Genomic DNA, 21827 nt, shown 5'->3' on the forward strand with positions numbered 1-21827 from the left:
TGTAGATGTTTCTCAACTCAGAGTTTAAAAAATCTAACTCTGGGTCTCAGGATATGCACTGAAGGTGGTGAATGCAAGTCAGGGTTACACCCGGCAAAGCGTGTCGTGCAATACCAACGGCGCAGGGCGGAACTGCCGTATCGCGCTGTCCCGGGCGGTTAGCGGAAGAAAGCGGGGCATTTTGCCAGTATAATTATCGGCATTGAATTTCACTATGCATTTATACCCGGATGCATTTAGCGATTGATTAAGTGCCTTATGAATCAAGATCTTAGCGACCAAATCGAACGTTGTCATGCAACCCGGTAAGGCCCCTAACCTGAGTCTCACCCGCAGCGAATTTGCCGCTGTTCGGGCTTACGTGCAGGGCATGCCGGCTGCCATGGTAGCTGGGCGCTATCTCAGTGATGACAGCGACGACGACGACGCAGGTGGCGAATCCGCCTTGCGGGTGTTGCTTGGGCTGCGCGACCGCATGGTTCAGTTGGCGCACCTGCATAGCCGGCAGGATCTGGCTGAACTGCTGGAAGGTGGTCCCGGCCGCTCCAACCGGGGCATGGACCGCCGGGTCGAAGCCCTGGCCGAGCTGGAACGGCTGGGTACCGCCCAGCCCCGAGCCGATCATGGCATCGAGCTTTGGTTTTCCCCGGCCCTGGCCAGGCGCTTGCGGGCACAGAAGATATCTAATCTTCATATTTTGGTGAATCTGGCCAACCGCCATGGCAATGCGTGGTGGCGCTCGGTACCGCGCATCGGCGCCCTCGCCGGGGCGGCGATCAACCGGTGGCTGGCCGATCATCGCGATGTCGTCCGGGATGACCGGGGAGAGCCGCTGCTGCGGGAGCACGTTTTCGCGCGGGGGCGCCTGGCCGAAGCCGCGCTTGGCCCGCGCTTGCACCAACTGGTGCCGCTTGAGTTGATGCGCGAAGAAGAATCGGGTACGGTAACTGCGATTCCGGACAATAGTGATCTAAAGAGCGCTTTTGGAAGCGATCTCGTCGCGGTTCGGGCTTGGCTCGCAGCAAATCGGGCGCAGCAAAGTACCTGGCTAGCCTACCGCAAGGAGGCCGAGCGGCTTTTGCTTTGGACGGCAATGGAGCGACGCAAACCGCTGGCGATGCTGGATCGGCAGGATCGCGAGGACTATTTCGCGTTCCTTCGTCATCCCGCTCCCGTACGTTTGTGGGTCGGGCCGCGCGCACCAAGGGAGTCGGCGGCCTGGCGGCCATTCACTGGTCCGCTGTCCGAGAGCAGCGTGCTTCATGCCTCGCGTATCCTGGGTGCGCTGTTTGAATGGCTGCAAGGCCAGGGACATATTGCGGAGCACGTCTGGCGGCCCGAGAGCCAGTCGAGGAGGACGGCATTGCGCTTGGCTGTGCCGGTGGCCGCGGGGAGCACCCTCGAACCCGAATCGCTGGCCAGATTCCTTGACTGGCTAGCCGCCCAGGGCCGGGAACCGGAAGGCATTCGGTATCGCGCGGCCGACGCCGCGGTCCGCTTGTTGCAGGAGCAGCCTATCGGATTTGCGAGCCTGGCGACGTTCACGCGCGACAAGCTTGGCGTGCACGAAGAAGTTGGTACGCATGAAGAAGTTGGTACGCCCAGTGCAGTGGATGAGGGTCTTAGCGAAGCCGCTCGCGGCGCACTGAAGCGTCACTGGCAAGACCGCGGGCTGGATTGGGGCAGCCTGGCCGGCCAGCCGATCGTGCTTGTCGGGCCACCCCGGCTTCCGCCTACCGGCCGTGCCAGGCGTAAGGCCGAGATGTCGCCGGGCTCAGGCTATTCGGTAAGGGGATTGCATGCCTTGCTGAGCCAGGTGATCGAGCGGTATCGGGAGGCCGAGGATGCCGAGTTTGCGGTGCGCTCGCCGCGCGACCTGGCGGGGCGAAGAACGCGGGTGAAGCGCGTTGGGGCGGGCGGCGCGGGAGTCATGGCCCCTGAGGCTTCCGGGGCCAGCACAGTGGATCATGTTCATGTCGTTTCGGCCCCGGAGTGACCGGGTGGGGTGGGTGATCGCTGCCCTTCTCCCCCGCCTATGACTATGCAAGCTGTCAGCTAGCGGTCTTCTCCAGGCCAAAACGCGCCTTGAGAGTTTCGACCAGCGCTTCGCGCGCGCCTCGGTCGTTCACTTGCACGTCCAGCACCACGCGCCCGGAATCCCACTCCTTGATCGTGCCCAGCAGCTGTCCGGCATCGCTGCGGATCTTGTACTGCCGGCTGATCTCCTTGATCTTGCGTGCCTTGCCTTCTTGCGCGTGCTTGCGAATCGCCTCGACTTCACGGCTGGACAAGCCCTCTGCCATGATGCGCGTGGCCAGGTCCCGCGTGCGGTCCTCTCCAACGATCTTGCAATAGAGTGTCAGTTCATAGCCGGTGGCAATCCCGATTGCGCTGGGACGCTCGCGCATGACGCCCAGGACCGACTCGGGCAGTCTGAGCAGCGCCAGTGTCTTGTTAACCGTGCCGGCTGACATGCCTGTCAGTTCGCAGATGTCTTCCTCTTTCTGGACCTTGCCTTCATCCAGCAGTTGTCGCCAGGCAATCGCGTTGTCCAGCGCCGACTGGTCGGACCGTTGCTCATTGAGCAGGAACGACAACCGGTAGAAATCCAGGTCATTCAGGTTGCTCTCGATGAAGCATTCCATCTCGAGCTTGCCCGCGGAGGCCAGCGCCCGCTTGCGGTAGTGGCCATCGATCAGGATGTAGTGCCCCGGCCGCGCTGGGTCCGGCGTCGCCAGGCCCGGTGTCTTCTGGCCATGGGTGGCGATCGAAGCCGCGCGTTCCTGCACCACCACGGGGTCGTAGATGCGGCGGGCATTGAAAGGATTGTCGTGGAGTTGCGCCAGCGGCACCTTCATCAGGATTCGGCCGCCCTCTTCCTCGGGCTCACTTTCAGCGCTGAAAATGGGGCTCGGCTCTCGGCCGCGCGCCTGAAGCAAGCCGTTGGGGTGTTGCGAAATTGCCGCTTCGGCGCGGGCAAAGCGATCGATCGCGTCCCCTCGGGTTTTTTCTGCCGCCATTCCCGCCAACATGCCTGCCTTGAGGCTTTTCAATTTTGTCGCCATACCTATTGCTCAATCAAAGACAATACTTCGTCGACCATCATGTCGACTTCCTGCACGGACTCACGCGCGCCTGCCACGCCGTGCACGGTGCATCCAATCGCCTGGCATTCGCGAAACGGCGAGCGCGAACCGATCATCGATTGCATCAACGGGATTTCCAGATCGTCCCCCAGAATCTCAATCGCCTGGCGCGCAATGGAAACGCGCCGTTGCACCATGTTTGCCATGACGCGGATACGCAGCGTTTCGTTCTGGACCTGAGCGTGTTGGGCCAGGGTCTTCGCTGCCACGGCCGCCCAAAGGTCGGGAGGTGATGGGACGACCGGAATGATTGCCAGATCGGAAATCAGCAGGGCGCTTGAGGGTGCCGCCGAATGTACCGCCGGGGGGCAATCGACCACGATGTAATCGTAGTCCTGGATGAATTTCCTGACTTCGCGGTGCATTGCACCGCCGGACGGCGCCAGGCCGATCACCGAAGCAGGAAAAGGCCGCTCATCGCTTGCCTGCGCGGCCCAGCGCGTTGCCGTGCCCTGCTCGTCCATATCGACAAGCATCGATCGCGCGCCGCGCAATCCGAGCGTCCCTGCGAGATGCATGCTGACCGTGGTCTTTCCGCATCCGCCCTTTTGGTTGAAGACCGTGATGATTTTAGCTGGCACTACGACCTCTCTTTCAGCGCTGAAAGCGCGATTATCGCTAGCCGCAACTTTAGTCAAAGTGACGTGCTGGCTCAACTGTTTTTTGAATTTATATTTTAAATATAATATTGGCGAAAATATTTCGCGTTATGGAAATGAAAGATTTCCACTTGAAATGCGGCACGGAATACGCCTAAAGTAGCGGCAGTGCGTCTTTCGACGCACATGACACAACTAGACAAACTGGTTATGATGCCCGCAACAGTCGAGTCAAGTCGTGTCACCTCGTCGGCGTCCGTTCGGTAACTACGAGAACTTAGCGTGCTTGAACGGTTGTTAGCGTTGTTTGCGTTGCGTACAAGAACTTGCTTCGAAAGGAAATTCACATGACAACCGGTACGGTCAAATGGTTCAATGAGACCAAGGGCTTTGGCTTCATTACCCCGGACGACGGCGGTGCGGATCTGTTCGCGCACTTCTCCGAAATCCAGGGTTCGGGCTTCAAGACGCTCAAGGATGGTCAGCGCGTCACGTTTGAAGTAAAGCAGGGCCCGAAGGGCTTGCAGGCATCCGCCATCAAGCCGGCCTGATCTCACGAATCACGCCGAAATCGCAGACTGCGCCTGGCTCTCGGGCTTGACGCGGTAGGCAAAGCAAAAGGCAAGCGTATAACGCTTGCCTTTTGTGCTTCTTGCAGGGCCGACGATGCTCGCTCGGCATCCAGGCACCTTCACGCAATATCTCGGGGGCCCAACGAAAAACCCGCCAGCTCATTGGGCAGGCGGGTTCGGCAATGCATGCACCCAGGCTCAGGCGAGCTTGCGAACGCTCGTACGGGAAGGCTGCAGGATCAGCGCCTTGGACGAATCCGCATCCACCTTGGCGCCAGGATAGACAACCAGCACATCCTTGAGCGCCTTACGGAACAGCGCGCGGAATTTCCGCTCACTTTCAGTTTCAGTGCCAAACTGCATCTGCAAGGCTTCCCAGGGAATCTCGGTACGCCGCTGGATCGTGAAGAAGCGATAGGTCAGCCAAGAGTATACGTCCAGCGCAAACGGCGACTGCTTGAGTGCCTTCAGCGCGCGCATGTCAACCGGAACAGGCCGGTTAACCAGCTCATTGAAAAAAGGCTCGGACAGCACCACGAAGCTCTCGAACATCGAGCCCTGCCCCGGCTGCATGGGATCCCACCAGGTCGACAGCTGGTCTGCCAGCAGATAGCCGACGCGATCGATCGAAAGCGGCTCGTGGTTCGGGTTTTGATTCTGGCTCGGCGTGGACTTGTTCTGGACAATCGCAATGGTGGCGGAGAACAGGCGGATCATCTGCTGCCGCACAAGGGTCATGGTGCCACGCTTGCCACCCGTGGCCATCGGAATGCCCAGGTTGTACATGAACTCGGACAGCGAATTGCCCAGCGAGATGCGGCGGTCCTCGACCGTCCCGGTAAACTCGCCGCGCTTTTTCTTGGCCATGATCTCCTTGCCGATCCAGGCAAGCATCAGGCGCGGATAGGAGCCATAGGGATAGCCAAGCGAGACCGTTTCGGACACCAGTTTCTGGCGTCCGTTGCTGGCTTTTTCTGAACGCTGCTGGGTGAAGTATCCAGGCTGGATCATCAGTGAAATGTTTCCACTGGTGCGCGTCCACACGGGCGGAGCGCCCTTTGGCGCCCGGTAAGGCAAGGTGACCTGCACACTGGCACGGCTCAAGAAGCCGACTTCGCCGCTTTGCCATGCATCTTCGCGCTCCATGGCCTGGGCTTCGTCGAACAGGCGCTGGAATTTCTCGGACGGAACCAGACTGTTCTCGTCGCCGGGAACGATGATGCGGGACGGCTCACTGTCCATATCTGCTGGACCGCGGGACCCAAGGATGGTCTGGTTGCGTTTAATGGGCATATTGGCGTGCTTCGGAATACACGACTTTTTACGCGAAGCAATCCGCCTTGTCACGCAGAAACGGGTTCGGTAGATGAATTTCCTGCAATGCCGCGTGTTTTGGGTGTGCTGGGTCTCATGGCTGGTTGCATGGTGGACTACGGTGGGCAATCCCGAAGGGTTGTCCACGGAAGGCCAGCCATCAGCTACCGGTAAACGTTAAGAGTATGGGTTAACTACTTGTAAACCGTATACGGGAGACCCAGATCCTTGATTCTTATGAGGAAAAACACCCCGGGCGAACCCGATTCTGCGTGAAACCGTACTCGATTCTGCGAAGTGCTGTACCAGATTCTGCGGTATACCGAACCCGTTTCAGCGCAAAGCCCGAACCGGTTTCTGCGTGGATAAGTCCCTGTTCCCACAGGCTTTTCCACAGCCGGAGGCGCCAAAACCGTACCTGTTTCTGCGGGCGCAGAGCGCTTTTCGTCACGTATACCGCGTAAACCGGCATTCCGGAGTAGTTATCCCCGCAGAATTGGGTACGCATCCCAGTTTACCAAGACCGCCCTCACCGCTTTGCGTACCCAATTCTGCGTCGTGAGCACCCCTGTCGTTCCGTTTACGTACCCAATTCTGCGCTACGGCATTTGAAAACCCGCTTTTCAGGGCTCGCTGACTTGAAGCGTACCCGTTTCTGCGGCGTACCCAATTCTGCGAACCCTCGTTTCGAGTCGCGCGGCGCCAAAAGCGTACCCATTTCTGCGGACTCGCTGCGACCTCGTTTTTCAAGGTGCGTACCCGTTTCTGCGTAATCGGATCCGGTTTTGTCGAGCGCAAAACTCCCTTCTTTCTATTATACACAAGCTTTGTACAGAAAGCGAGTGCTTGCACTCAAAAAGAGTGAATGAGTAAAAGGATCTTTGCGGGCGTACCCGTTTCTGCGCATGTCCCCGATGAGACTGGCGCCGGCGCGGTCGTATGCCGCAGGCACCGGTCAGTTGTGCGTACCCGTTTCTGCGGCCACAACGCGACTGGAAAGGGTGCTGTGCGTACCCGTTTCTGCGGAAAAGGAGCCAAGTCGTCCTTGGACAAGGATTTTTGGAGGGGAGGAGAAGTGGAATGCGGTCGAGGGACCGCATGAAGGCGCCTGCCGAGCGCTGGGAAACTCGGTATGGGCCTTTGGGCGTACCCGTTTCTGCGCAATTTCAGGCGTTTGAGCTGTTGGGGCAGCGGGAAGAAAAAAAACGGGGCGTACCCGTTTCTGCGTTGCGATATTGCGTCAGTCAGCCCCTTGCGCGATGCCCGCGGAGATGCTCTCGGTGCTCGGATGCCGGCGCGCGGTGGAATTTCATGCCTTGCGTACCCATTTCTGCGTGCCTGGGTCACCGCCTGGCTTCAGGAGAGGCGGACACGGGCTAGGAAATCGCGGTCCCGAGGATGGGGCGTACCCGTTTCTGCGTGGGGACTCAGAGGCATTGCGGAGTCGAACTGGCCGCAGAGATCGGCGCGTACCCGTTTCTGCGTGCTCCGCGGTGGCCCGAGCGACGGCGTTGCCAGGTGAGAGCAGTGGCGCCGTTCCTATGGCGATCCCGCAGCGGCGCCGGATCCGGGCGAGGCCGGGAGGATTGCCGGACAAAAAAAACCCCGCCTCGAGAGGCGGGGTTTTCCTGACTGGGCGCACCCCTAGTGGGGTGCCAGTCTACTGCTTACAGCGGCGTGATGTTCGCAGCTTGCAGGCCCTTCGGGCCGTTCTTGACTTCGAACGACACGCGTTGGTTTTCCTGCAGCGACTTGAAACCGTCGGAGCGGATTTCAGAGAAGTGCGCGAAGAGATCGTCACCGCCAGCGTCCGGCTTGATGAAACCGAAGCCCTTGGCGTCGTTGAACCATTTAACGATACCGGTTTGCATGGTATTGCTTTTCCTGGGAAAAATTTAAAAGAAACGGATAGCTCACGCATATCCGAGCAAAGCAACTCAAGGAAAGGACACCATGGACAACGGAAGTACCATGACGGTGGCTAACGAATGTGCTGTTGCCTCGTCGCTTGAATCTAGCGGGGTTTATACGGCGGATTAGCGCCAGCGTCAAGGTAGGGTCATTCTGGATGTCTGCCTGGATCCACTGCGAGCCGCGGTCGGATCGTCACGTTTTTCAGATGGATCCTATTCGCCGCTGGTGCCGTGCCGTGGCGGAAATTACCCGAAAGTACGCTCGGCAGACCCGGCGTGCACGGTACGCAACCTGAACCGCAATCCGCAAGCACGGCCGCGACGAAAACAAGGGGCCCCAACCCGTCAGCCAACCGACGCCACTCGTCGCACCGCCGCCGGCATTTCGCTGGTGGAACACTGGTTCAAGCTTGCAGAGCACCGGACCGACGTGCGCACCGAGTTGCAGGTGCTCTTCCTGGTCGATCTGTTCGACGCCAGCGCTACTCTCATGGGCGTGGATCATCGCGGTGGTCTTCGTCTTCAAGTTTCACTATCCGCCGGAGTACTGAGCATTGAGCCTGCCGCCTGCCGGAAGGACAGCATTGGCGAGCGCGTTTGCCGGGTGATGAGAGAAAGCGTACCCGTTTCTGCGTGGCTGGGCGCGGGCCTCCTCCCCTTCCCCGCAAATCGGCGCCGTACCTGTTTCTGCGTCGCCGGCGTACACCACGGGATAAAATTCGCGTACCCATTTCTGCGCGAAATGTAAGTGATCAATTACCTCGCGTGGCAGATTGTGTGTAGCAGAACGTTCATACTAAAGGATGATATTCGGCTGAGTACCCATACTGAGGGCTGGACAAACTGGCCTAAATGCACTGAACTAGAGGCGTGGCAGATTGCGGGGCGCTTCAGGGCGCCCCTTCTTGACTCCGGCACTCCGGGGCCGCGCCAGCTGACTCAGCGTCTTCAGGCCTGCAGTAGCGACACAACAAGTCCATCTCAAGCAAGAGGGCAAGGACTGAATGAGCAGACCATCGCCAAGATGGCTTCGCCACCACGAAAGGAGCGAGCGGAGACACGCCCGCCCGACAAGAGCAAACAATAAGACTAAACAAAAGTGGTAATCGCGAACGTGTAGTGCCGGGGGTGTTGTTCAACGGGGATCAATCATGACTGCAGGAGAAATCCGGCGACCCGCCATGGGGCCCATCAGCGAGTCCGCTAGTCTTTCCATTCACCGTGCCTGGGCGGCTTTGGGAGAAGCCGCCGCCGAGGCACCGCGCCGAAGCCGCGATGGCGAGCGTGGCGACCCTGCCGCTAGTATCGTCGAAGCGTTCCTGAGCCAGGAACAGGCGTTGCCGGCCCACGCGCGTGCCGCGATCGAACAATTGCTGCAGCGGCAACGATCGATGGATGGCGAGTTGTCCCGCCAGCGCGCGCTGCTGCAGGAATGGATTCTCAGCCAGTTGACCTACAAGGCGCTCTATTACCGGTATTCCGGCCAATCGCCCGAAGCACCACGCGCCGAGTTGATGCGCGAAAAAGACCTGGTGCGCCGACGTATTCGCGACCAGCTCCATGCCGGTAGCGACCACAGCGCCATTCTTGGCGAGCAGTCCCGCAGTTTGTCCAAGCCGTAATGCCGACGTTGCGCGTGGGGGGTCTCCCCCAACCGACTCAGCTTGACCGCACACGGAGCCCGCACGAGAACGGGACCGCGGCGCAAGCCGGAGTAGTCAAGATGCTCAATGTCAGGGAGAACGTTATGGACCGACTGTGCAAGGCGGCGACACGCACCGCACAGGTGTTGGTCGTATCCCGCCACGAACCCTATGGATTTGATCCGGCCCAGTTCGGCTCCGGCTGGGAGATTCGCCACATCCAGCAGATCCGGGACCTTAGCCGGGTGGTGCGGGGCAGTGCGCCAATGGCTGGCGTGCTCGATCTCGAGACGGAATACAGTGATGCCGAGCTGATGCAGCTCGAGCAGAGCCTGCAATACCTGCACGTGATGTGGGTGGCGATCACGTCGTCGCGCATGCTGGAGGACGAACGCGTGAGGCGGCTGATACGCGACTACTGCGTGGACTACGTGCGCACGCCGTTTTCGTTCAGTGAACTGCTCTACACGCTGAAACATGCCCACGGCATGGCCTGCCTGCATGGCGCGGGCAGCCACGAACTGATCGGCCACGGCCCCATGATCGGCGAGTGTGCAGTGATGCGCAGCATGTTCCGCTCGCTCGCCAAGGTCGCGCACAACGAGGCGCCCGTTTTTATCTCCGGCGAGTCCGGCACCGGCAAGGAGCTGGCGGCGCAAGCCATTCATGAAGCCTCGAGCCGGCGCAAAGGCCCGTTCGTGGCGATCAACTGCGGCGCCATTCCCCCGCACCTGGTGCAATCCGAACTGTTCGGCTATGAAAAGGGAGCGTTCACCGGCGCCAACCAGCGCAAGATCGGCTGGATCGAGCAGGCGCAGGGCGGCACGTTGTTTCTTGATGAGATCGGCGACCTGCCGCTGGAAAGCCAGGTAGCCCTGTTGCGCTTCTTGCAGCAAGGCACCATCACCCGGCTTGGCGGGCACCAGTCGATCCCGCTGGATTTGCGCATCATCTCGGCGACGCACGTGGACCTGGTGGCGGCGCAATCCGACGGACGCTTCCGTGCCGACCTGTTCCACCGGCTATGCGTTCTGACCTTGTCGATCCCGCCACTGCGCGAGCGCGGGGAGGACATCCTGCTGCTTGCCAACTCGGTGCTTGCCGAGCATGGCCACGAGGCGCATCGGCGCATTCGCGGATTCTCGCCATGTTCCACCCAGGCCATGATGCAATACGAGTGGCCGGGCAATGTGCGCGAACTGATCAACCGGGTACGGCGCGCGATCGTGATGACCGATAACCGCAAGATCACCGCGGAGGACCTGCAATTGCACGGTGGCAGCGATTCGCCGCGCAAGACCCTGGACGCGATCCGCGAGGAGGCGGAGCGCGAGGCGATCCGTACCGTGATGGCGAGCCACGGCTTCCACGTGGTACCCGCCGCGCGCGAGCTCAACGTCTCGCGTGTCACCTTGTACCGGCTGATGCACAAGCACAATATCCGGATCGAAGCGCATCCCGGCGCCGGCGAATAGCCGGCCGACGCAGCACAGGCGGGCCGCGGCCCGCTTTTCTCGTCGGGCCGGGGCGCTCAGAACGTATAGGGAAAACGCAGCGTCACCGTGTAGTTCGGCGCATCCGGGGTGAGTCCGAGGCCGATCGCGGTGCTCACCGACAAGCCTTTGGTGATCACGTGATTGAAGCCGAATGTCATGGTGGCCACGTTGGCCCGGCTGCCGATCACGGTCTGCGTGACGCCCGCGGTGGTGACCTGCGTGCTCGATGAGATCGCGGCATTGAAGGCCATCGACATCGACGTGCGGTCGTTGAGCGCGAGCGCCAGGCCGCCGCCGAAGCCGATGGTGTCGCCCAGTTTTACGTCGGCCGGCGTGACTTGCCCCTGCACCGAGGAGATATCGCTCACCGAGCGCTTGATGTTATAGGTGTAGCTGGCATTGACGAACAACACCACGGGGTCATAAGTCTTGAGCAGCGACAACCCGGCCGTAACAGCCCATACGCCGTTGCCCGTGGGCAACTGGTCGGCGATGTTCAGGTTGTTGTTGTTGGGATCCGCCGAGACCAGCTTGATGCCGAACGGCGAGCGCCCGGTGGGGGCGCGCACGCGGATGCTGCCGACCACGTCGGGTGCGGCGCCGCTTTCGCGCAGGAACTGGTAGTACAGGCCCATGCTGATATCGCCCAGCGCCGTCGTGCTCAGCGTGGCATCGGACAGGCTCGAGGCGGAGCCGCCCGCGCCGCCGGAGATGAAGTTGGTGTTGCGGTACGTCACCGGCAGATCGAAGTCCATCGACAGGCGCTCGGACAGGCCGTAGCGTGCGATGGTGTCATACGTGAGCGTGTGCGACTTGGTCTGGTTGAGGTTGATGGTGCCGAGGAAGATGGCGTCCAGCGCCAGGAAGCCGGACAGCGACAGTGCACGCCGGTCGTAGTAGCTGTAGATGAAGCCGCTGTCGATGGTCAGGCGCCGCTCGAACAGCGGCGCATGCTCGCTCTGGTAGACCAGGTCCTTGCTCTGCACGCGCGCCTGTTGCTGTGTCTCGCGCGCATCCGAACCCACCACCGGCGTGTCGCCGGCGGGCGTTGCGTTGGCCGTGCCGCCCGCGGCAGGGCTTGCGCTTTGTGCCAAGGAGGGAACACCGGCGGCGGTCATTCCGCCACCGGCGTTCCCGTTGGCACTGCTCCCCGTTCCTGCTACTACCCCTCGCCCGCGCGCCCCGACCATTTCCAGGTCGTTCAGGCGCTGTTCGAGAGCCTTGATGGTCTTGTCTTGCTGCTCGACCAGTTTTGTCAGCCGTTCGATCCGCTCGTCGGCGCCGGGCTGGGCGCTGACCTGCGCCCACGCGCCGGCCGAGATCAGCGTACCCGCCAGGGTACCCATCAGAGCGAGTTCGGTCTTCATCTTTCCCCCCGGAAATCTGAATGGGCGCGAAGCGGGTGCGCCAGCCCTGCGCATGCTGGATTATCGTCGCATCGTTGCGATTGCCGCTAGTGCGTCCCGCATGCTGGTTTGCGTCAGTTGCCGGATCGTGAGTTGCTGCACCTGCAGCGTAATGTTGGTGAGGTTGAGCACTTGCTGCGCATCGCCCGTGATGCGTGCTGTCTGCATCAGGCTGCCGCTTTGCGCATTCTGCGTGGCGCTGCCCGCGGCCGACTGGATGGCCAGCGACACGCCGCCGCCCGGCACTACCGTAGCGCTGGCGGTGATGCCGTTGCCGTGAGCCAGTTGCGCAGCCAGGTTGCCGCTTGTCACGCTCGCCGTGGACGCCGCCGCGATGGGCGTGGTCTGGGTCGTGATGGTGCTGACGTTGCTGGCCGAATTGCCGTCGCCGGCGATCTGCGCGACCTGGCCCACGCCCGCCACCTGCACTGCGGCGCTGGCCGTGCCGCCATTGCCTTGCACATTGCCCGGGGCAAGGCTCTGGACGTGAGCCGACAAGCTCGCCGTGGCCTGCGCCGCCGCGTTGCTGGTGGCGAGGTTGGCGGCGGCGACGCGGGCGGTTGCCGTGGCGATCGCCGTATCGTTCTGCCAGCGCGAAACCATTTCCACAACAAAGCCGCTGACCAGGGCCGCGCCCAGGTACTTGCCACGCACGCCGGCCATCTCCGCGTCGGAGACGAGTTCCGCCATTGCTGGCGATGCCATCACGTCGCTGGCATCGTCAGCCGCCGCGGATGCCAGCGCGAGCGTTGGCGTGGCCAGCGCCATGCCGGCGGAGCAACTCAGGCAGAGGAGGCGCCGTGCGGTGTCCATGTCAGAAATAGTCCATCCGTATCAGGCCAAAGTCGAGCGCCGCGGGCACCATGCCCCCGGCCAGCGCGGCGTTGGTCCGGTCGCGCAAGGCGGGCGCGGCGATATCGAGCAGCGGCGAGTTCGGATCGAACGGCCGGCCGATGATGGCGAACACCAGCCCGTTCCAGTTCGCCGCGAAATCCTCCTCCTTGATGATGCGGTTGCCCAGTGCCGGATCGGCTACGAACACGCGCCCGTCGATGGCCTTGCGCACCACCACGAAATGCAGGTAGCCGTTGACGTCGAGTAAGGTGATGACCGGGATCTTGAGTTGCCGCAGGGCACTGTAGTCCACGCGGAACCCCCGCCCGCGCAAGCCCAGCGTTTCGACGTAGTTGCGCATGTCGAGCATGGAGAAGCCATTCTTGACCACGGTGTCTGCGTCGGAGATGCGCAGCATGTCCTCGACGATCCTGGGCTCCGCCAGGTCATAACCGTAGCCGTAGCGCAACAGCGTGCCTACCGCGGCCGCGCCGCAACTGAAGTCAAGCTGCTGGCGCATCATGTTCTGGTAGCGCATCTCGAGCATGCTCTTGACGGGCTTCCTGAGCATCGGCTGTCCGTCGATGTCGATCGTCATCGTGCTCTGACCATTGGCACTGCATGCTGCTGCCAGCAGCATGCATGCCCCGGTCACGCGGAATAGCGCGCGCATGACACTCCCCCTTGGGCGGGTTGAGCCGGTGACCCCCGGGTCCCGGCTCTCCAGCCGCGTTCGTGCTGTTGCCGCAGTGCTCAGTGGGTCGCCGTGGAAATGGCGAGCCCGTTGCTCTGCGCGTTGCCGGCCCCGGCGGCGATATTCACGCCGATGTTGCCCACTGCATTGGCCAGGGCGCCGCCGTTGAGCGTGGCGGCGTTGTTCGGCCTGCAGCCACACATCGACAGGTCATTGCCGTAGGTGGTCTGGTCATTGGACGCGGTTGCCTTGGCCAGCGCGCCGACGGGGTCCCCGCCGTTGCGGCCGGTGCCGCCGCCGCCCATATTGACCGAGGCCGCCAGCGCATTGCTCTGCAGGTTGCCGGCGCCCGCGGCGATGTTCACGCCGACGTTGCCCTTGGCACCGGCCAACATGTTATCGCCCATGCTGGCGCTGTTTGCGGCGCCGACCATGTGCATGCCGTTACCCCCGGTCTTCTGGCTCGAGAACACTTGCGCCGAGGCGAAGACATCCGACGCGTCGATGCTGGCCAGCGCGGCCTGGTTGGACTGGCCGTTGCCCGCGCCTGCGGATATGTTCACGCCGATGTTGCCTTGCGCATTGAACAACGCGTTGCCGCCGCCGAATGCGCTGTTGGTGGACGGGCCGATACGCACGCTATTGTCGCGTGCGCTTTGCTGGCTGTTGACCACTGCGCCCGATTCGGACCTGAAGTGGATATCTCCCCAGGCAAAGCCGAAACCACGGACATAGATGTCGTTGCTGATCGCTGTCTGGCTGTAGATATCGGCGTCGTCCGGCCGGTCGAAGTAACTGAAGCCGCCCGCGAATGCGCTGGTTGAAAGCGCAATGCCCGCTGCGATGGCGAGGATTTTCGTTCTCATGATTTTCTCCTTCCCTGCTTAGAAAAAAGTGCCCGCCGGGGGACGGAGCACAAAAACGTTGGACGAGACATTCCCCGATCCTGCCGTCTGGTTCAGCTGCACCAGGCCAGTTGCGTTGCGGTAGGCATCTGGCTGGATGACTGCCTCGCGCGGACCCGTTGCGTGGCCCGCTGAATCCGGGCGACTTCCTCCGGCCGATTCCGCGGCTAGCAAGCCGTCGGAGATGGCTTCGATCTTTACGCTGGCGGCCGGCGCCAGCACTGCCGCATTGATTTGCACGTTGCCGTTGCCGCTGGCCACGTTTGCTGAAAGCAGCCCGCTGCCATTGGCGAAGGCACCGCCGCCGATCTGGCTGACGGCGCCTGTCGCGGGCGCGGTTGCGCCGGCACGCTGCTGCGACCGCACGTCCGCACTGCCACTCGCGATGGCGGTCTGGTTGCTTTGCGCGTTGCCGCTGCCCGCGGCGAGGTTCACGGCGGCGCGACCGGCAACGCCGGTGAGCGCGCCGGCATCGATGCGGGTGCTGTCGGTGGCTGCGCCCTGGACCTGCGCGTGAAGCGGCGGGCAGGCAAGCATCAGGCCGGCAAGCAAGGCAGCGCGGTTGCCGCGTGCGAAGTGGACGCGGGTCATGGCCGGCCTCCCACCGCAAGCGGCACCAATCCGTGCATCAAGGCCCCGGTCATGTTGCCGGTCGCCTGCGCGACCTGAGCGGCGATGCCGCCCGAAACGCTCCCGGCACCGCTGCCATTGGCCAAGCCCTCGATCTGGCTGGGCGCCAGGGCCAGCCGCCCGGTGGTGGACTGGCTGGTGCCGGACACGGCGGCGCCGGCCGCGCTGCGGCCTACCGCGGCAGCGAGATCGCTGTCGGTCAGGTCGCTGGCCACGGCGGCGGTGGATTGCTGGAAGCGTGCGGACGGAAACGGCTCGACAGCGGCGGCTATCGGCATGTCCCCCTGCGGTATGCCGCGATAGGCAATACGCGGCTCGACGCTGCGCAGAACGACGATATCGCCTGGGTCGGCAATCGCGGAGAAGGAAGCAAGGGCGGCGACAAAAGCTGCAAGACCGATGGCGCAGGCCGCGCCAGTCGATACGAACGCCTCCGTGCCGTCATTCGCGCTGGCGGCTGACGCATGGCTGAACTCACTCCCGCGTTGTAGGACTCGTCGCGTCATTTTTTTATGTCTCCCTGTGGCGAACAGAGCGACAAGCGTGCCAATACCCTGCAATCGAGCGCTGTCAACGGTTTGCGGGTGGTACGCAAGAGCGCGCGGAAGTTCCCTGATAGAGGAAGAACATTTTGGTTGCGGCGCTGTAACACGGCATTGCCGAGGGCGCCGGAAGAAAGCGATCGCCGAATGGGCGCGCGGCCATGCTGAGTCTGGCACGACGACGCGCCATGCGTGCTAGCAAGGGCAGGCTGGTCCTGGTTGCATTGCTGAAACAGGGCAGGGGCCGGCAAGTATGCCGCCCCGTCTTTGGTACCTGCGGCGAGGCGGGCGGCCCGGGCCGTTTGCGCCTCGTCTGCGCCGCTTTACGCGCGTTTGCCGGCGCGCGGCTCTGTACGCAGAAACGGGTACGCTCCGGGCTTGCAGGAGCGTGATGCGTGGGCTGGCGGCATTGGCCTGGGCGCGCCGTTGCGAAGCTGTTGGTGCTCAGGCCGACAGCACGGGCAAGGCTGGTTGCGCGGTGCCGGCGGCTTGCTCATCCAGTGCACCGGAGATCGGCTTGGGTCCAGGCTGGCTGCGCTCGCAGCCAGCGGCGGCGAGCAGGCCGAGCGCCAGGAAGACGGCCGTGCCAAGGCGGCGGAGGGTTTTCCGGTTCATGGTGCCTCCTTCTGGTTGTCGAAGGGGTGTGTGCGGGAGGACGGTAGCCGGGCGGCCGGTGCTTGCGGCCAACCGCTCCGGTGGCGCCGTTTTACCCGTGGCGAGACGGCGCGAGCCCGTCTTTCAGTCTAGCCGTTCAACACCCGGACCGGGCTGGAATCGGGGCGCGCGCCGCGTCCTGGCGGCTTGGGCAAAGCGCGGGATGGCCTGTATCATGAACCTTGGAACGGATAACAAAACGGGAGAAGGCTGCATTGGAGTCCCATCATGTTGCGCTACGCCGTGGTTTTCTTCGTCATCGCCATGATCGCGGCCGTGTTTGGCTTCGGCGGGATCGCCGCCGCGGCGGCCGAGTTCGCCAAGATCCTTTTCATCATTTTCCTCGTGCTGTGCGCGGTGTCGTTGATATGGGGCCTGAGCAAAGACCGGGGCTAGGGCAGGTCGCCTGACCCTTTAGCCGCCCGACCAACAACGGGGTCCACGCTTGAATCCAGCAGATTCCCCCGATCAGCCCCTGGACCGCGCGCCGCCCAAGCAACGCGCTCGCGGCATCGGCCATTGGCTGCCCGATCGCCATACCGCCACGCGCACTGCCAGCGTGGTGCTGGCCGCGGTCAGCGCATGGCTGGCGCACCGAGCCGCCAGCAAGGGCGCGGCGCTGTCCTTCTATATGCTCTTCTCGCTGGCGCCAGTGCTGGTGCTGGTGATCTCGATTGCCGGCGTCTTCTTTGGCGCGCAAGCGGCACGGGGCGAGATCTTCGCCCAGATCGACGACCTCGTTGGCGCCCAGGGCGCGGCTGCCATCCAGGAAATCCTTGCCGCCACGCACCGCTCGGGTGGTGGCGGGCTGGCCGCGGCCATCGCCACCGGCATCTTGTTTGTCGGCGCCACCAGCGTTTTCGCGGAACTCAAAGGCAGCCTCGACGAGATCTGGGAGACGCCTGCGCCGCAGGGCGCCGGCTGGCAGCAATTGCTGCGCGCTCGCTTGCTCTCGTTCAGCCTGGTGCTGGTGCTGGCCTTCATGCTGCTGGTGTCGCTGATCGTCAATGCCGCGCTGGCGGTGGTCGACCGGTTTTGGGGGCAGATGTGGACGCAATCGTGGTTTGCGCCGGTGGCGGACGCGCTTTCAACGGCATTTTCATTTGGCGTGGTGACCCTGCTGTTCGCCGTGATCTTCAAGATGCTGCCCAATGCCCGCATCGCCTGGCGTGACGTGGTCATGGGCGCCATCATCACCGCCCTGCTGTTCGCGGTGGGCAAGCGGCTGATTGGCCTTTACCTGGGCCATAGTGCCGTGGCTTCGTCCTATGGGGCAGCGGGTTCTGTGGTTGCGCTGATGTTGTGGGTGTACTATTCGGCACAAATTTTCTTCTTCGGTGCCGAGCTGACCCGCCAGTACGCGCTGCAATTCGGCAGTTTGCGAGGGCAAAGCACCAACCCGCCGCCCGATCCGCGCGCGGCCGGTCCCGCGAACCGGTAAAATACGGCCCGATTCCCTTCGTGCATGCCCGCAGTGCCCGGCCCCCGACCGCAAGCTGATGGTCGCGCCGGCCCCTGGCGCCGGTCCGCTGCGCCCCGGGCCCCTTTTCATCTTCTGTTTGCCGAATCCACTGCCGTGAGCTCGCTCGTATCCGAAATTGCGCGTCGTCGCACCTTTGCCATCATTTCGCACCCTGACGCGGGTAAGACGACCCTGACCGAAAAACTGCTGTGGTTCGGTGGCGCCATCCAGGTCGCGGGCGAAGTGCGCGCGCGCAAGGCCGACCGCCACGCCACCTCCGACTGGATGGAGCTGGAAAAGCAGCGCGGCATCTCGGTGACCTCGTCGGTGATGCAGTTCCCGTACCGCGAGAACATCGTCAACCTGCTCGACACCCCGGGCCACGAGGACTTCTCCGAAGACACCTACCGTACGCTGACCGCGGTGGACTCCGCGGTGATGGTGATCGACTCGGTCAACGGCGTGGAAGCGCAGACCATCAAGCTGCTCAACGTCTGCCGCCTGCGCGACACGCCCATCATCACCTTTATCAACAAGCTCGACCGTGAAGGCCGCTCGCCCATCGAGCTGCTCGACGAAATCGAGGACGTGCTGAAGATGCAGTGCGCGCCGATGACCTGGCCGATCGGCATGGGCAAGGCCTTTCGCGGTGTGTACCACCTGATCGACGACCGCGTGCAACTGTTCGACCCGCACGGCGAGAAGGGCACCTCGGCCATGGTCCAGGGCCTGGACAACCCGGAGCTGGACCGCGTGCTGGGCACCCAGGCGGAAGAGCTGCGCATCGAGATCGAACTCGTGCGCGGCGCGTCGCATGCCTTCGACAAGGACGCGTTCCTCAGCGGCAAGCAGACGCCCGTGTACTTCGGCTCGGCCGTCAACAACTTTGGCGTGCAATCGCTGCTGGACGCCTTGTGCGAGCTGGCGCCGCCGCCGCAGGGCCGCAATGCCGAGTCGCGCGCAGTGGAGCCGCAGGAGCCCAAGTTCTCGGGCTTCGTGTTCAAGATCCAGGCCAACATGGACCCGCGCCACCGCGACCGCATCGCGTTCGTGCGTGTCTGTTCGGGCCGCTTCGAGCGCGGCATGAAGGTGCTGCATGTGTCCACCGGCAAGACCATGGCCATCAATAACGCCATCACCTTCATGTCGCAGGATCGCAATACGACCGAAGAGGCATACGCCGGCGACATCATTGGCGTGCCCAATCACGGCACCATCCGGCTGGGCGATGCGTTCAGCGAGGGCGAGGCGCTCAAGTTCACCGGCATCCCGTCGTTCGCGCCTGAGTTCTTCCGCCGCGCGCGGCTGAACAACCCGCTCAAGGTCAAGCAGCTGCAAAAGGGCCTGCAGCAGCTGGCGGAAGAGGGCGCGACGCAGATGTTCCGCCCGATCGCCTCCAACGACCTGGTACTGGGCGCCGTCGGTATCCTGCAGTTCGACGTGGTGGCGCACCGCCTGGAGCACGAGTACGGTGTCGACGCGATCTTCGAGTCGCACGACTGCGCCACCGCGCGCTGGCTCAAGGGCGACCCCGCGGAGATCGAGAAGCTGATCGAGAAGGCGGGCCACAATGTAGCGCTCGACGGTGCCGGCGACCACGTCTACCTGGCGCCCAGCATGGTCAACCTGCGCCTGACGCAGGAGCGCTTCCCCAAGCTGCAGTTCATGGAAACGCGCGAAATCGTTTGATTTTCGCGCCGCCAGAGCGATCTGGCGCAAGCGCCGCCCGTTCGGGCGGCGCGTTTAATCCAGGCGCAGCAGGTAGTGCAGGACCAGCGCGCCGCCGGAGCACAGCACCACCGCATTGACCATGCGCAGGAACTGCTCGCGCGACAAGCGCAGCGTGATCCTGCGCCCGGCCCACAGGCCCAGCGCCATCGCTGGCGCCAGCAGCAGCGCCAGCTTGATGATGGCCGCACCCGCATAGACTCCCGCCAGGGCAAATAGCGCCAGCCGCGTCAGCGTACTCACGCCGATCAGCGTGGACTGCGTCATGCGCATGGCATCCTTGCCCAGTCTGCCCGACAGGTAGATGGCATAGAGAAAGCCGCCGCTGCCGAACATGGCCGAGCACAGGCCGCCGCCCAGGCCAAAGGGCAGCGCCGCGCGTGGCGTAAACCCGCTGGGTCGCTTGCCGGCAAACGACCAGATTGCATACCCCATGGCGAATACGCCAAGCAGCAGCGGTAGCAGGTCCGACTGCAGCTTGAGCAGCAGCGCGGCGCCCACCAGGCTGCCGGCCAGCATGCAGGGCAGCAGCCGCCCAAGCTCGGCGCGGTCTGCGGCGCGGCCATCGCGCAGCAGGGCAAAGGCTGCGGCCGTGCAGTCCATCAACGCCAGTAGCGCAACGATCTGGCTCACCGGCATCAGGTAGGCCAGCAGCGGCCCGGCCACCAGCGCGGTGCCGAAGCCCGCCATGCCGAAGATCACGTAGGCGCCGGCGATCGCCAAGCACATGGCGAGGTAGGCGGGCAGGGAAACATCGGGCAGCAGGGCGGTCAGGTCCACGGGCATTGGCATCAGGGTTGCGTGCCCCACAGCATAGGGACGCCCGCATGTGCGGACCAATATCAAAGCGCCCCGCGATCCATCGCAAAGCGGCATGGCAGTGTGCTGGGCGCGGCGCGCGCGCCATGGCACACTTGCGCGCACGCTCTCGGGCCGATGTCAGCCCGTGCGTCCCATCAACCCGCCCATTCAATGAGTCCGTCCTTCAAGCAGTTGCGCTACTTCGTTGAAATTGTCGATGCCGGCAGCTTTAGCCTGGCCGCGGAGCGGCTCTTTATCGCGCAGTCGGCGCTGAGCCGGCAGATCAAGGAGATGGAGGGCATGCTGCAGGTGGCGCTGCTGGTGCGCAAGCCGCGCCATGTCGAGACCACGCCGGCCGGCCGCGCTTTCCTGGAGGCGGCACGCCGCATCCTGGCCGAGCTGACCGAGGCCTCGGCGCAGGCGCGTCAGGTCGAGCGCGGCGAGCAAGGCACGGTGCGCCTGCTGCATTCCAGCTCGGTGCCGCTGACGCCAGCCTGCACGGCGGTGCTGCGCGCGTACCAGGCCAAACGCCCGGGGATACGTTTCGAGATCTCGCAGGCATCCAGCGAACAGCAGGCCATGGAGATCGAGGAGGGCCGCGCCGACCTGGGCCTGGCGCGCGAGCCGCTGCTGCGCCGGCTTCCCGGCGTCGAGGTGGACCCGCTCTATGAAGAGCGCCTGGTGCTGGCGGTAAGCAGCGCGCATCCGCTCGCGCACGAGGAAAGCGTGGCGCTGGATAGGTTGCGCGAAGAACCCTTCGTGTCGCTGCCGCATCCTGACCGGGGCGGCCTGAGCCGTCGCGTGGCGCAGTGCTGCCTGGAGCGCGGCTTCTATCCGCGCGCGGCGGCGGCGATCTCGCGCAAGCTGTCGCAGCTGGCGCTGGTGGAGGCAGGGTTCGGCGTGGCCCTGGTACCGGCTTCGCTCGGTCGCCTGGCACCGCCGGGCGTGCGGTGCGTACCGCTGGCCGATGCCGGTTGTGATACGCGTTGTGATACGCGCGTGCTGCTGCTGTCGCGCCGCGACGCCGCACCAGCCGCCGCGGCGCTGGCGCAGTGCCTGCGCGTGGCGCTGTCGCCTCGGTAGTCGCCTTGGTGGCTTAGAGGCCATTTCAAAAAGATTCTGGCCTCGTTCGGGCTCTCCAGCCAGTTGCCGACCACCGTGACGGCGTTAAGGGCGCTTTCGGCGCTGAAAGCCCCCTGGCTTGCCGGGGCAGCGGCCGGCTGCGGGTCGTCAGCGTGTGTGGACAAGGCGAGGCAGAGCAGGGCGGCGTCGATCGCGGCGCCGAAGAGCCGGGAGGTGGGCTGCACAATGGCAATGCCTGTGAAGCGCTGGCGGCAATGGTGTGCATTCGATGCATCGAGATGGTTGCATTATAAATACGAATCATTCGCAAAAAATCACCTTGCATGTCTTTCTGTTGCTACATTGCATCATTGAGTGTGCATGGGTGAGCCGTGACGTGATGCATGCGCCTGCATGCATCACGGG

At 63.3% G+C, this 21827-nt stretch carries 21 protein-coding genes; 9 read left to right on the plus strand and 12 right to left on the minus strand.

The window, feature by feature from the left end; genetic code table 11:
• Positions 1–295 precede the first annotated feature (295 nt).
• The gene (locus AC1RWI_RS17070) at positions 296–1996 is read left to right on the plus strand and encodes a phage integrase family protein (protein ID WP_492867621.1); all 1701 of its coding nucleotides are present in this window, start codon (positions 296–298) and stop codon (positions 1994–1996) included.
• Positions 1997–2051: 55 nt separating this feature from the next.
• Here AC1RWI_RS17070 and AC1RWI_RS17075 read toward each other — a convergent pair whose 3' ends face one another.
• Positions 2052–3065, minus strand: coding sequence for a ParB/RepB/Spo0J family partition protein (locus tag AC1RWI_RS17075; protein ID WP_043352638.1), 1014 nt, complete (start codon positions 3063–3065; stop codon positions 2052–2054).
• A gap of 2 nt (positions 3066–3067) precedes the next feature.
• Positions 3068–3727 carry an AAA family ATPase gene (locus tag AC1RWI_RS17080; RefSeq protein WP_043357505.1) on the minus strand — a complete coding sequence of 220 codons (660 nt, stop codon included), beginning with the start codon at positions 3725–3727 and terminating at the stop codon, positions 3068–3070.
• A 365-nt stretch (positions 3728–4092) separates the two neighbouring features.
• On the opposite strand from AC1RWI_RS17080, the gene AC1RWI_RS17085 reads away from it, so the two are divergent.
• Positions 4093–4296, plus strand: a complete 204-nt coding sequence (locus tag AC1RWI_RS17085; protein ID WP_043352637.1) for a cold-shock protein — start codon at positions 4093–4095, stop codon at positions 4294–4296.
• Between the two features lie 219 nt (positions 4297–4515).
• On the opposite strand, the gene AC1RWI_RS17090 is transcribed toward AC1RWI_RS17085, so the two are convergent.
• Both AC1RWI_RS17090 and AC1RWI_RS17095 read right to left on the minus strand, forming a co-directional pair.
• Positions 4516–5610 (minus strand): replication protein RepA, encoded by a 1095-nt coding sequence (locus AC1RWI_RS17090; protein WP_043352635.1) that lies wholly within the window; start codon positions 5608–5610, stop codon positions 4516–4518.
• Positions 5611–7298: 1688 nt separating this feature from the next.
• Positions 7299–7502 carry a cold-shock protein gene (locus tag AC1RWI_RS17095; RefSeq protein ID WP_006159057.1) on the minus strand — a complete coding sequence of 68 codons (204 nt, stop codon included), beginning with the start codon at positions 7500–7502 and terminating at the stop codon, positions 7299–7301.
• A gap of 433 nt (positions 7503–7935) precedes the next feature.
• Between AC1RWI_RS17095 and AC1RWI_RS17100 the strand changes: the two genes are divergently transcribed.
• The 3 genes from AC1RWI_RS17100 (at position 7936) to AC1RWI_RS17110 (ending at position 10662) form a co-directional block, all read left to right on the plus strand.
• Positions 7936–8292, plus strand: a complete 357-nt coding sequence (locus tag AC1RWI_RS17100) for a hypothetical protein (protein WP_043357503.1) — start codon at positions 7936–7938, stop codon at positions 8290–8292.
• Positions 8293–8695: 403 nt separating this feature from the next.
• Positions 8696–9166, plus strand: coding sequence for a hypothetical protein (locus AC1RWI_RS17105; RefSeq protein ID WP_043357501.1), 471 nt, complete (start codon positions 8696–8698; stop codon positions 9164–9166).
• Positions 9167–9291: 125 nt separating this feature from the next.
• Positions 9292–10662, plus strand: coding sequence for a sigma-54-dependent transcriptional regulator (locus AC1RWI_RS17110; RefSeq protein ID WP_043357499.1), 1371 nt, complete (start codon positions 9292–9294; stop codon positions 10660–10662).
• A 56-nt stretch (positions 10663–10718) separates the two neighbouring features.
• On the opposite strand, the gene AC1RWI_RS17115 is transcribed toward AC1RWI_RS17110, so the two are convergent.
• The 7 genes from AC1RWI_RS17115 to AC1RWI_RS17145 all read right to left on the minus strand — a co-directional run bounded on the left by AC1RWI_RS17115 (position 10719) and on the right by AC1RWI_RS17145 (position 16309).
• Entirely contained in the window at positions 10719–12050 is a 1332-nt protein-coding gene (locus AC1RWI_RS17115; protein ID WP_492867625.1) for a transporter, read from the minus strand.
• Positions 12051–12110: 60 nt separating this feature from the next.
• A complete protein-coding gene (locus tag AC1RWI_RS17120) occupies positions 12111–12902 on the minus strand; it encodes a hypothetical protein (protein ID WP_492867627.1) in 792 nt (263 codons plus the stop codon).
• Position 12903: 1 nt separating this feature from the next.
• Positions 12904–13596 carry a C39 family peptidase gene (locus tag AC1RWI_RS17125; RefSeq protein WP_043357497.1) on the minus strand — a complete coding sequence of 231 codons (693 nt, stop codon included), beginning with the start codon at positions 13594–13596 and terminating at the stop codon, positions 12904–12906.
• Positions 13597–13676: 80 nt separating this feature from the next.
• Positions 13677–14483: a FapB/FapC family functional amyloid domain-containing protein gene (locus AC1RWI_RS17130; protein WP_492867629.1), complete on the minus strand. Its 807-nt coding sequence runs from the start codon at positions 14481–14483 to the stop codon at positions 13677–13679.
• Between the two features lie 18 nt (positions 14484–14501).
• Positions 14502–15113: a FapB/FapC family functional amyloid domain-containing protein gene (locus tag AC1RWI_RS17135; RefSeq protein ID WP_492867631.1), complete on the minus strand. Its 612-nt coding sequence runs from the start codon at positions 15111–15113 to the stop codon at positions 14502–14504.
• Entirely contained in the window at positions 15110–15658 is a 549-nt protein-coding gene (locus AC1RWI_RS17140) for a FapA family amyloid fibril periplasmic chaperone (RefSeq protein ID WP_158408354.1), read from the minus strand. Before AC1RWI_RS17140 ends, AC1RWI_RS17135 begins: the two co-directional genes overlap by 4 nt.
• 480 nt (positions 15659–16138) lie before the next feature.
• Positions 16139–16309, minus strand: coding sequence for a hypothetical protein (locus AC1RWI_RS17145; RefSeq protein ID WP_173430747.1), 171 nt, complete (start codon positions 16307–16309; stop codon positions 16139–16141).
• A 267-nt stretch (positions 16310–16576) separates the two neighbouring features.
• Here AC1RWI_RS17145 and AC1RWI_RS17150 point away from each other — a divergent pair, with 267 nt between their 5' ends.
• The 3 genes from AC1RWI_RS17150 (at position 16577) to AC1RWI_RS17160 (ending at position 19499) form a co-directional block, all read left to right on the plus strand.
• Positions 16577–16744, plus strand: coding sequence for a DUF1328 domain-containing protein (locus tag AC1RWI_RS17150; RefSeq protein WP_043357491.1), 168 nt, complete (start codon positions 16577–16579; stop codon positions 16742–16744).
• 79 nt (positions 16745–16823) lie between these two features.
• The gene (locus AC1RWI_RS17155) at positions 16824–17789 is read left to right on the plus strand and encodes a YihY/virulence factor BrkB family protein (protein WP_043358678.1); all 966 of its coding nucleotides are present in this window, start codon (positions 16824–16826) and stop codon (positions 17787–17789) included.
• A 135-nt stretch (positions 17790–17924) separates the two neighbouring features.
• A complete protein-coding gene (locus AC1RWI_RS17160; RefSeq protein ID WP_043357489.1) occupies positions 17925–19499 on the plus strand; it encodes a peptide chain release factor 3 in 1575 nt (524 codons plus the stop codon).
• Positions 19500–19553: 54 nt separating this feature from the next.
• Here AC1RWI_RS17160 and AC1RWI_RS17165 read toward each other — a convergent pair whose 3' ends face one another.
• Positions 19554–20330 carry a sulfite exporter TauE/SafE family protein gene (locus tag AC1RWI_RS17165; protein ID WP_492867634.1) on the minus strand — a complete coding sequence of 259 codons (777 nt, stop codon included), beginning with the start codon at positions 20328–20330 and terminating at the stop codon, positions 19554–19556.
• Positions 20331–20510: 180 nt separating this feature from the next.
• Here AC1RWI_RS17165 and AC1RWI_RS17170 point away from each other — a divergent pair, with 180 nt between their 5' ends.
• Positions 20511–21422 (plus strand): LysR family transcriptional regulator, encoded by a 912-nt coding sequence (locus tag AC1RWI_RS17170; protein WP_492867636.1) that lies wholly within the window; start codon positions 20511–20513, stop codon positions 21420–21422.
• Positions 21423–21827 lie beyond the last annotated feature (405 nt).

This window comes from Cupriavidus sp. MPR-AND1C (genome assembly GCF_058809705.1).

Coding starts and splice junctions, on each gene's coding strand:
- AC1RWI_RS17070 (WP_492867621.1), top strand. CDS start 296: ATGCAACCCGGTAAGGCCCCTAACCTGAGTCTCACCCGCAGCGAATTT.
- AC1RWI_RS17145 (WP_173430747.1), bottom strand. CDS start 16,309: ATGAACCGGAAAACCCTCCGCCGCCTTGGCACGGCCGTCTTCCTGGCG.
- AC1RWI_RS17125 (WP_043357497.1), bottom strand. CDS start 13,596: ATGCGCGCGCTATTCCGCGTGACCGGGGCATGCATGCTGCTGGCAGCA.
- AC1RWI_RS17085 (WP_043352637.1), top strand. CDS start 4,093: ATGACAACCGGTACGGTCAAATGGTTCAATGAGACCAAGGGCTTTGGC.
- AC1RWI_RS17135 (WP_492867631.1), bottom strand. CDS start 15,113: ATGACCCGCGTCCACTTCGCACGCGGCAACCGCGCTGCCTTGCTTGCC.
- AC1RWI_RS17095 (WP_006159057.1), bottom strand. CDS start 7,502: ATGCAAACCGGTATCGTTAAATGGTTCAACGACGCCAAGGGCTTCGGT.
- AC1RWI_RS17075 (WP_043352638.1), bottom strand. CDS start 3,065: ATGGCGACAAAATTGAAAAGCCTCAAGGCAGGCATGTTGGCGGGAATG.
- AC1RWI_RS17120 (WP_492867627.1), bottom strand. CDS start 12,902: ATGGACACCGCACGGCGCCTCCTCTGCCTGAGTTGCTCCGCCGGCATG.
- AC1RWI_RS17150 (WP_043357491.1), top strand. CDS start 16,577: ATGTTGCGCTACGCCGTGGTTTTCTTCGTCATCGCCATGATCGCGGCC.
- AC1RWI_RS17090 (WP_043352635.1), bottom strand. CDS start 5,610: ATGCCCATTAAACGCAACCAGACCATCCTTGGGTCCCGCGGTCCAGCA.
- AC1RWI_RS17130 (WP_492867629.1), bottom strand. CDS start 14,483: ATGAGAACGAAAATCCTCGCCATCGCAGCGGGCATTGCGCTTTCAACC.
- AC1RWI_RS17165 (WP_492867634.1), bottom strand. CDS start 20,330: ATGCCAATGCCCGTGGACCTGACCGCCCTGCTGCCCGATGTTTCCCTG.
- AC1RWI_RS17140 (WP_158408354.1), bottom strand. CDS start 15,658: ATGACGCGACGAGTCCTACAACGCGGGAGTGAGTTCAGCCATGCGTCA.
- AC1RWI_RS17110 (WP_043357499.1), top strand. CDS start 9,292: ATGGACCGACTGTGCAAGGCGGCGACACGCACCGCACAGGTGTTGGTC.
- AC1RWI_RS17170 (WP_492867636.1), top strand. CDS start 20,511: ATGAGTCCGTCCTTCAAGCAGTTGCGCTACTTCGTTGAAATTGTCGAT.
- AC1RWI_RS17105 (WP_043357501.1), top strand. CDS start 8,696: ATGACTGCAGGAGAAATCCGGCGACCCGCCATGGGGCCCATCAGCGAG.
- AC1RWI_RS17115 (WP_492867625.1), bottom strand. CDS start 12,050: ATGAAGACCGAACTCGCTCTGATGGGTACCCTGGCGGGTACGCTGATC.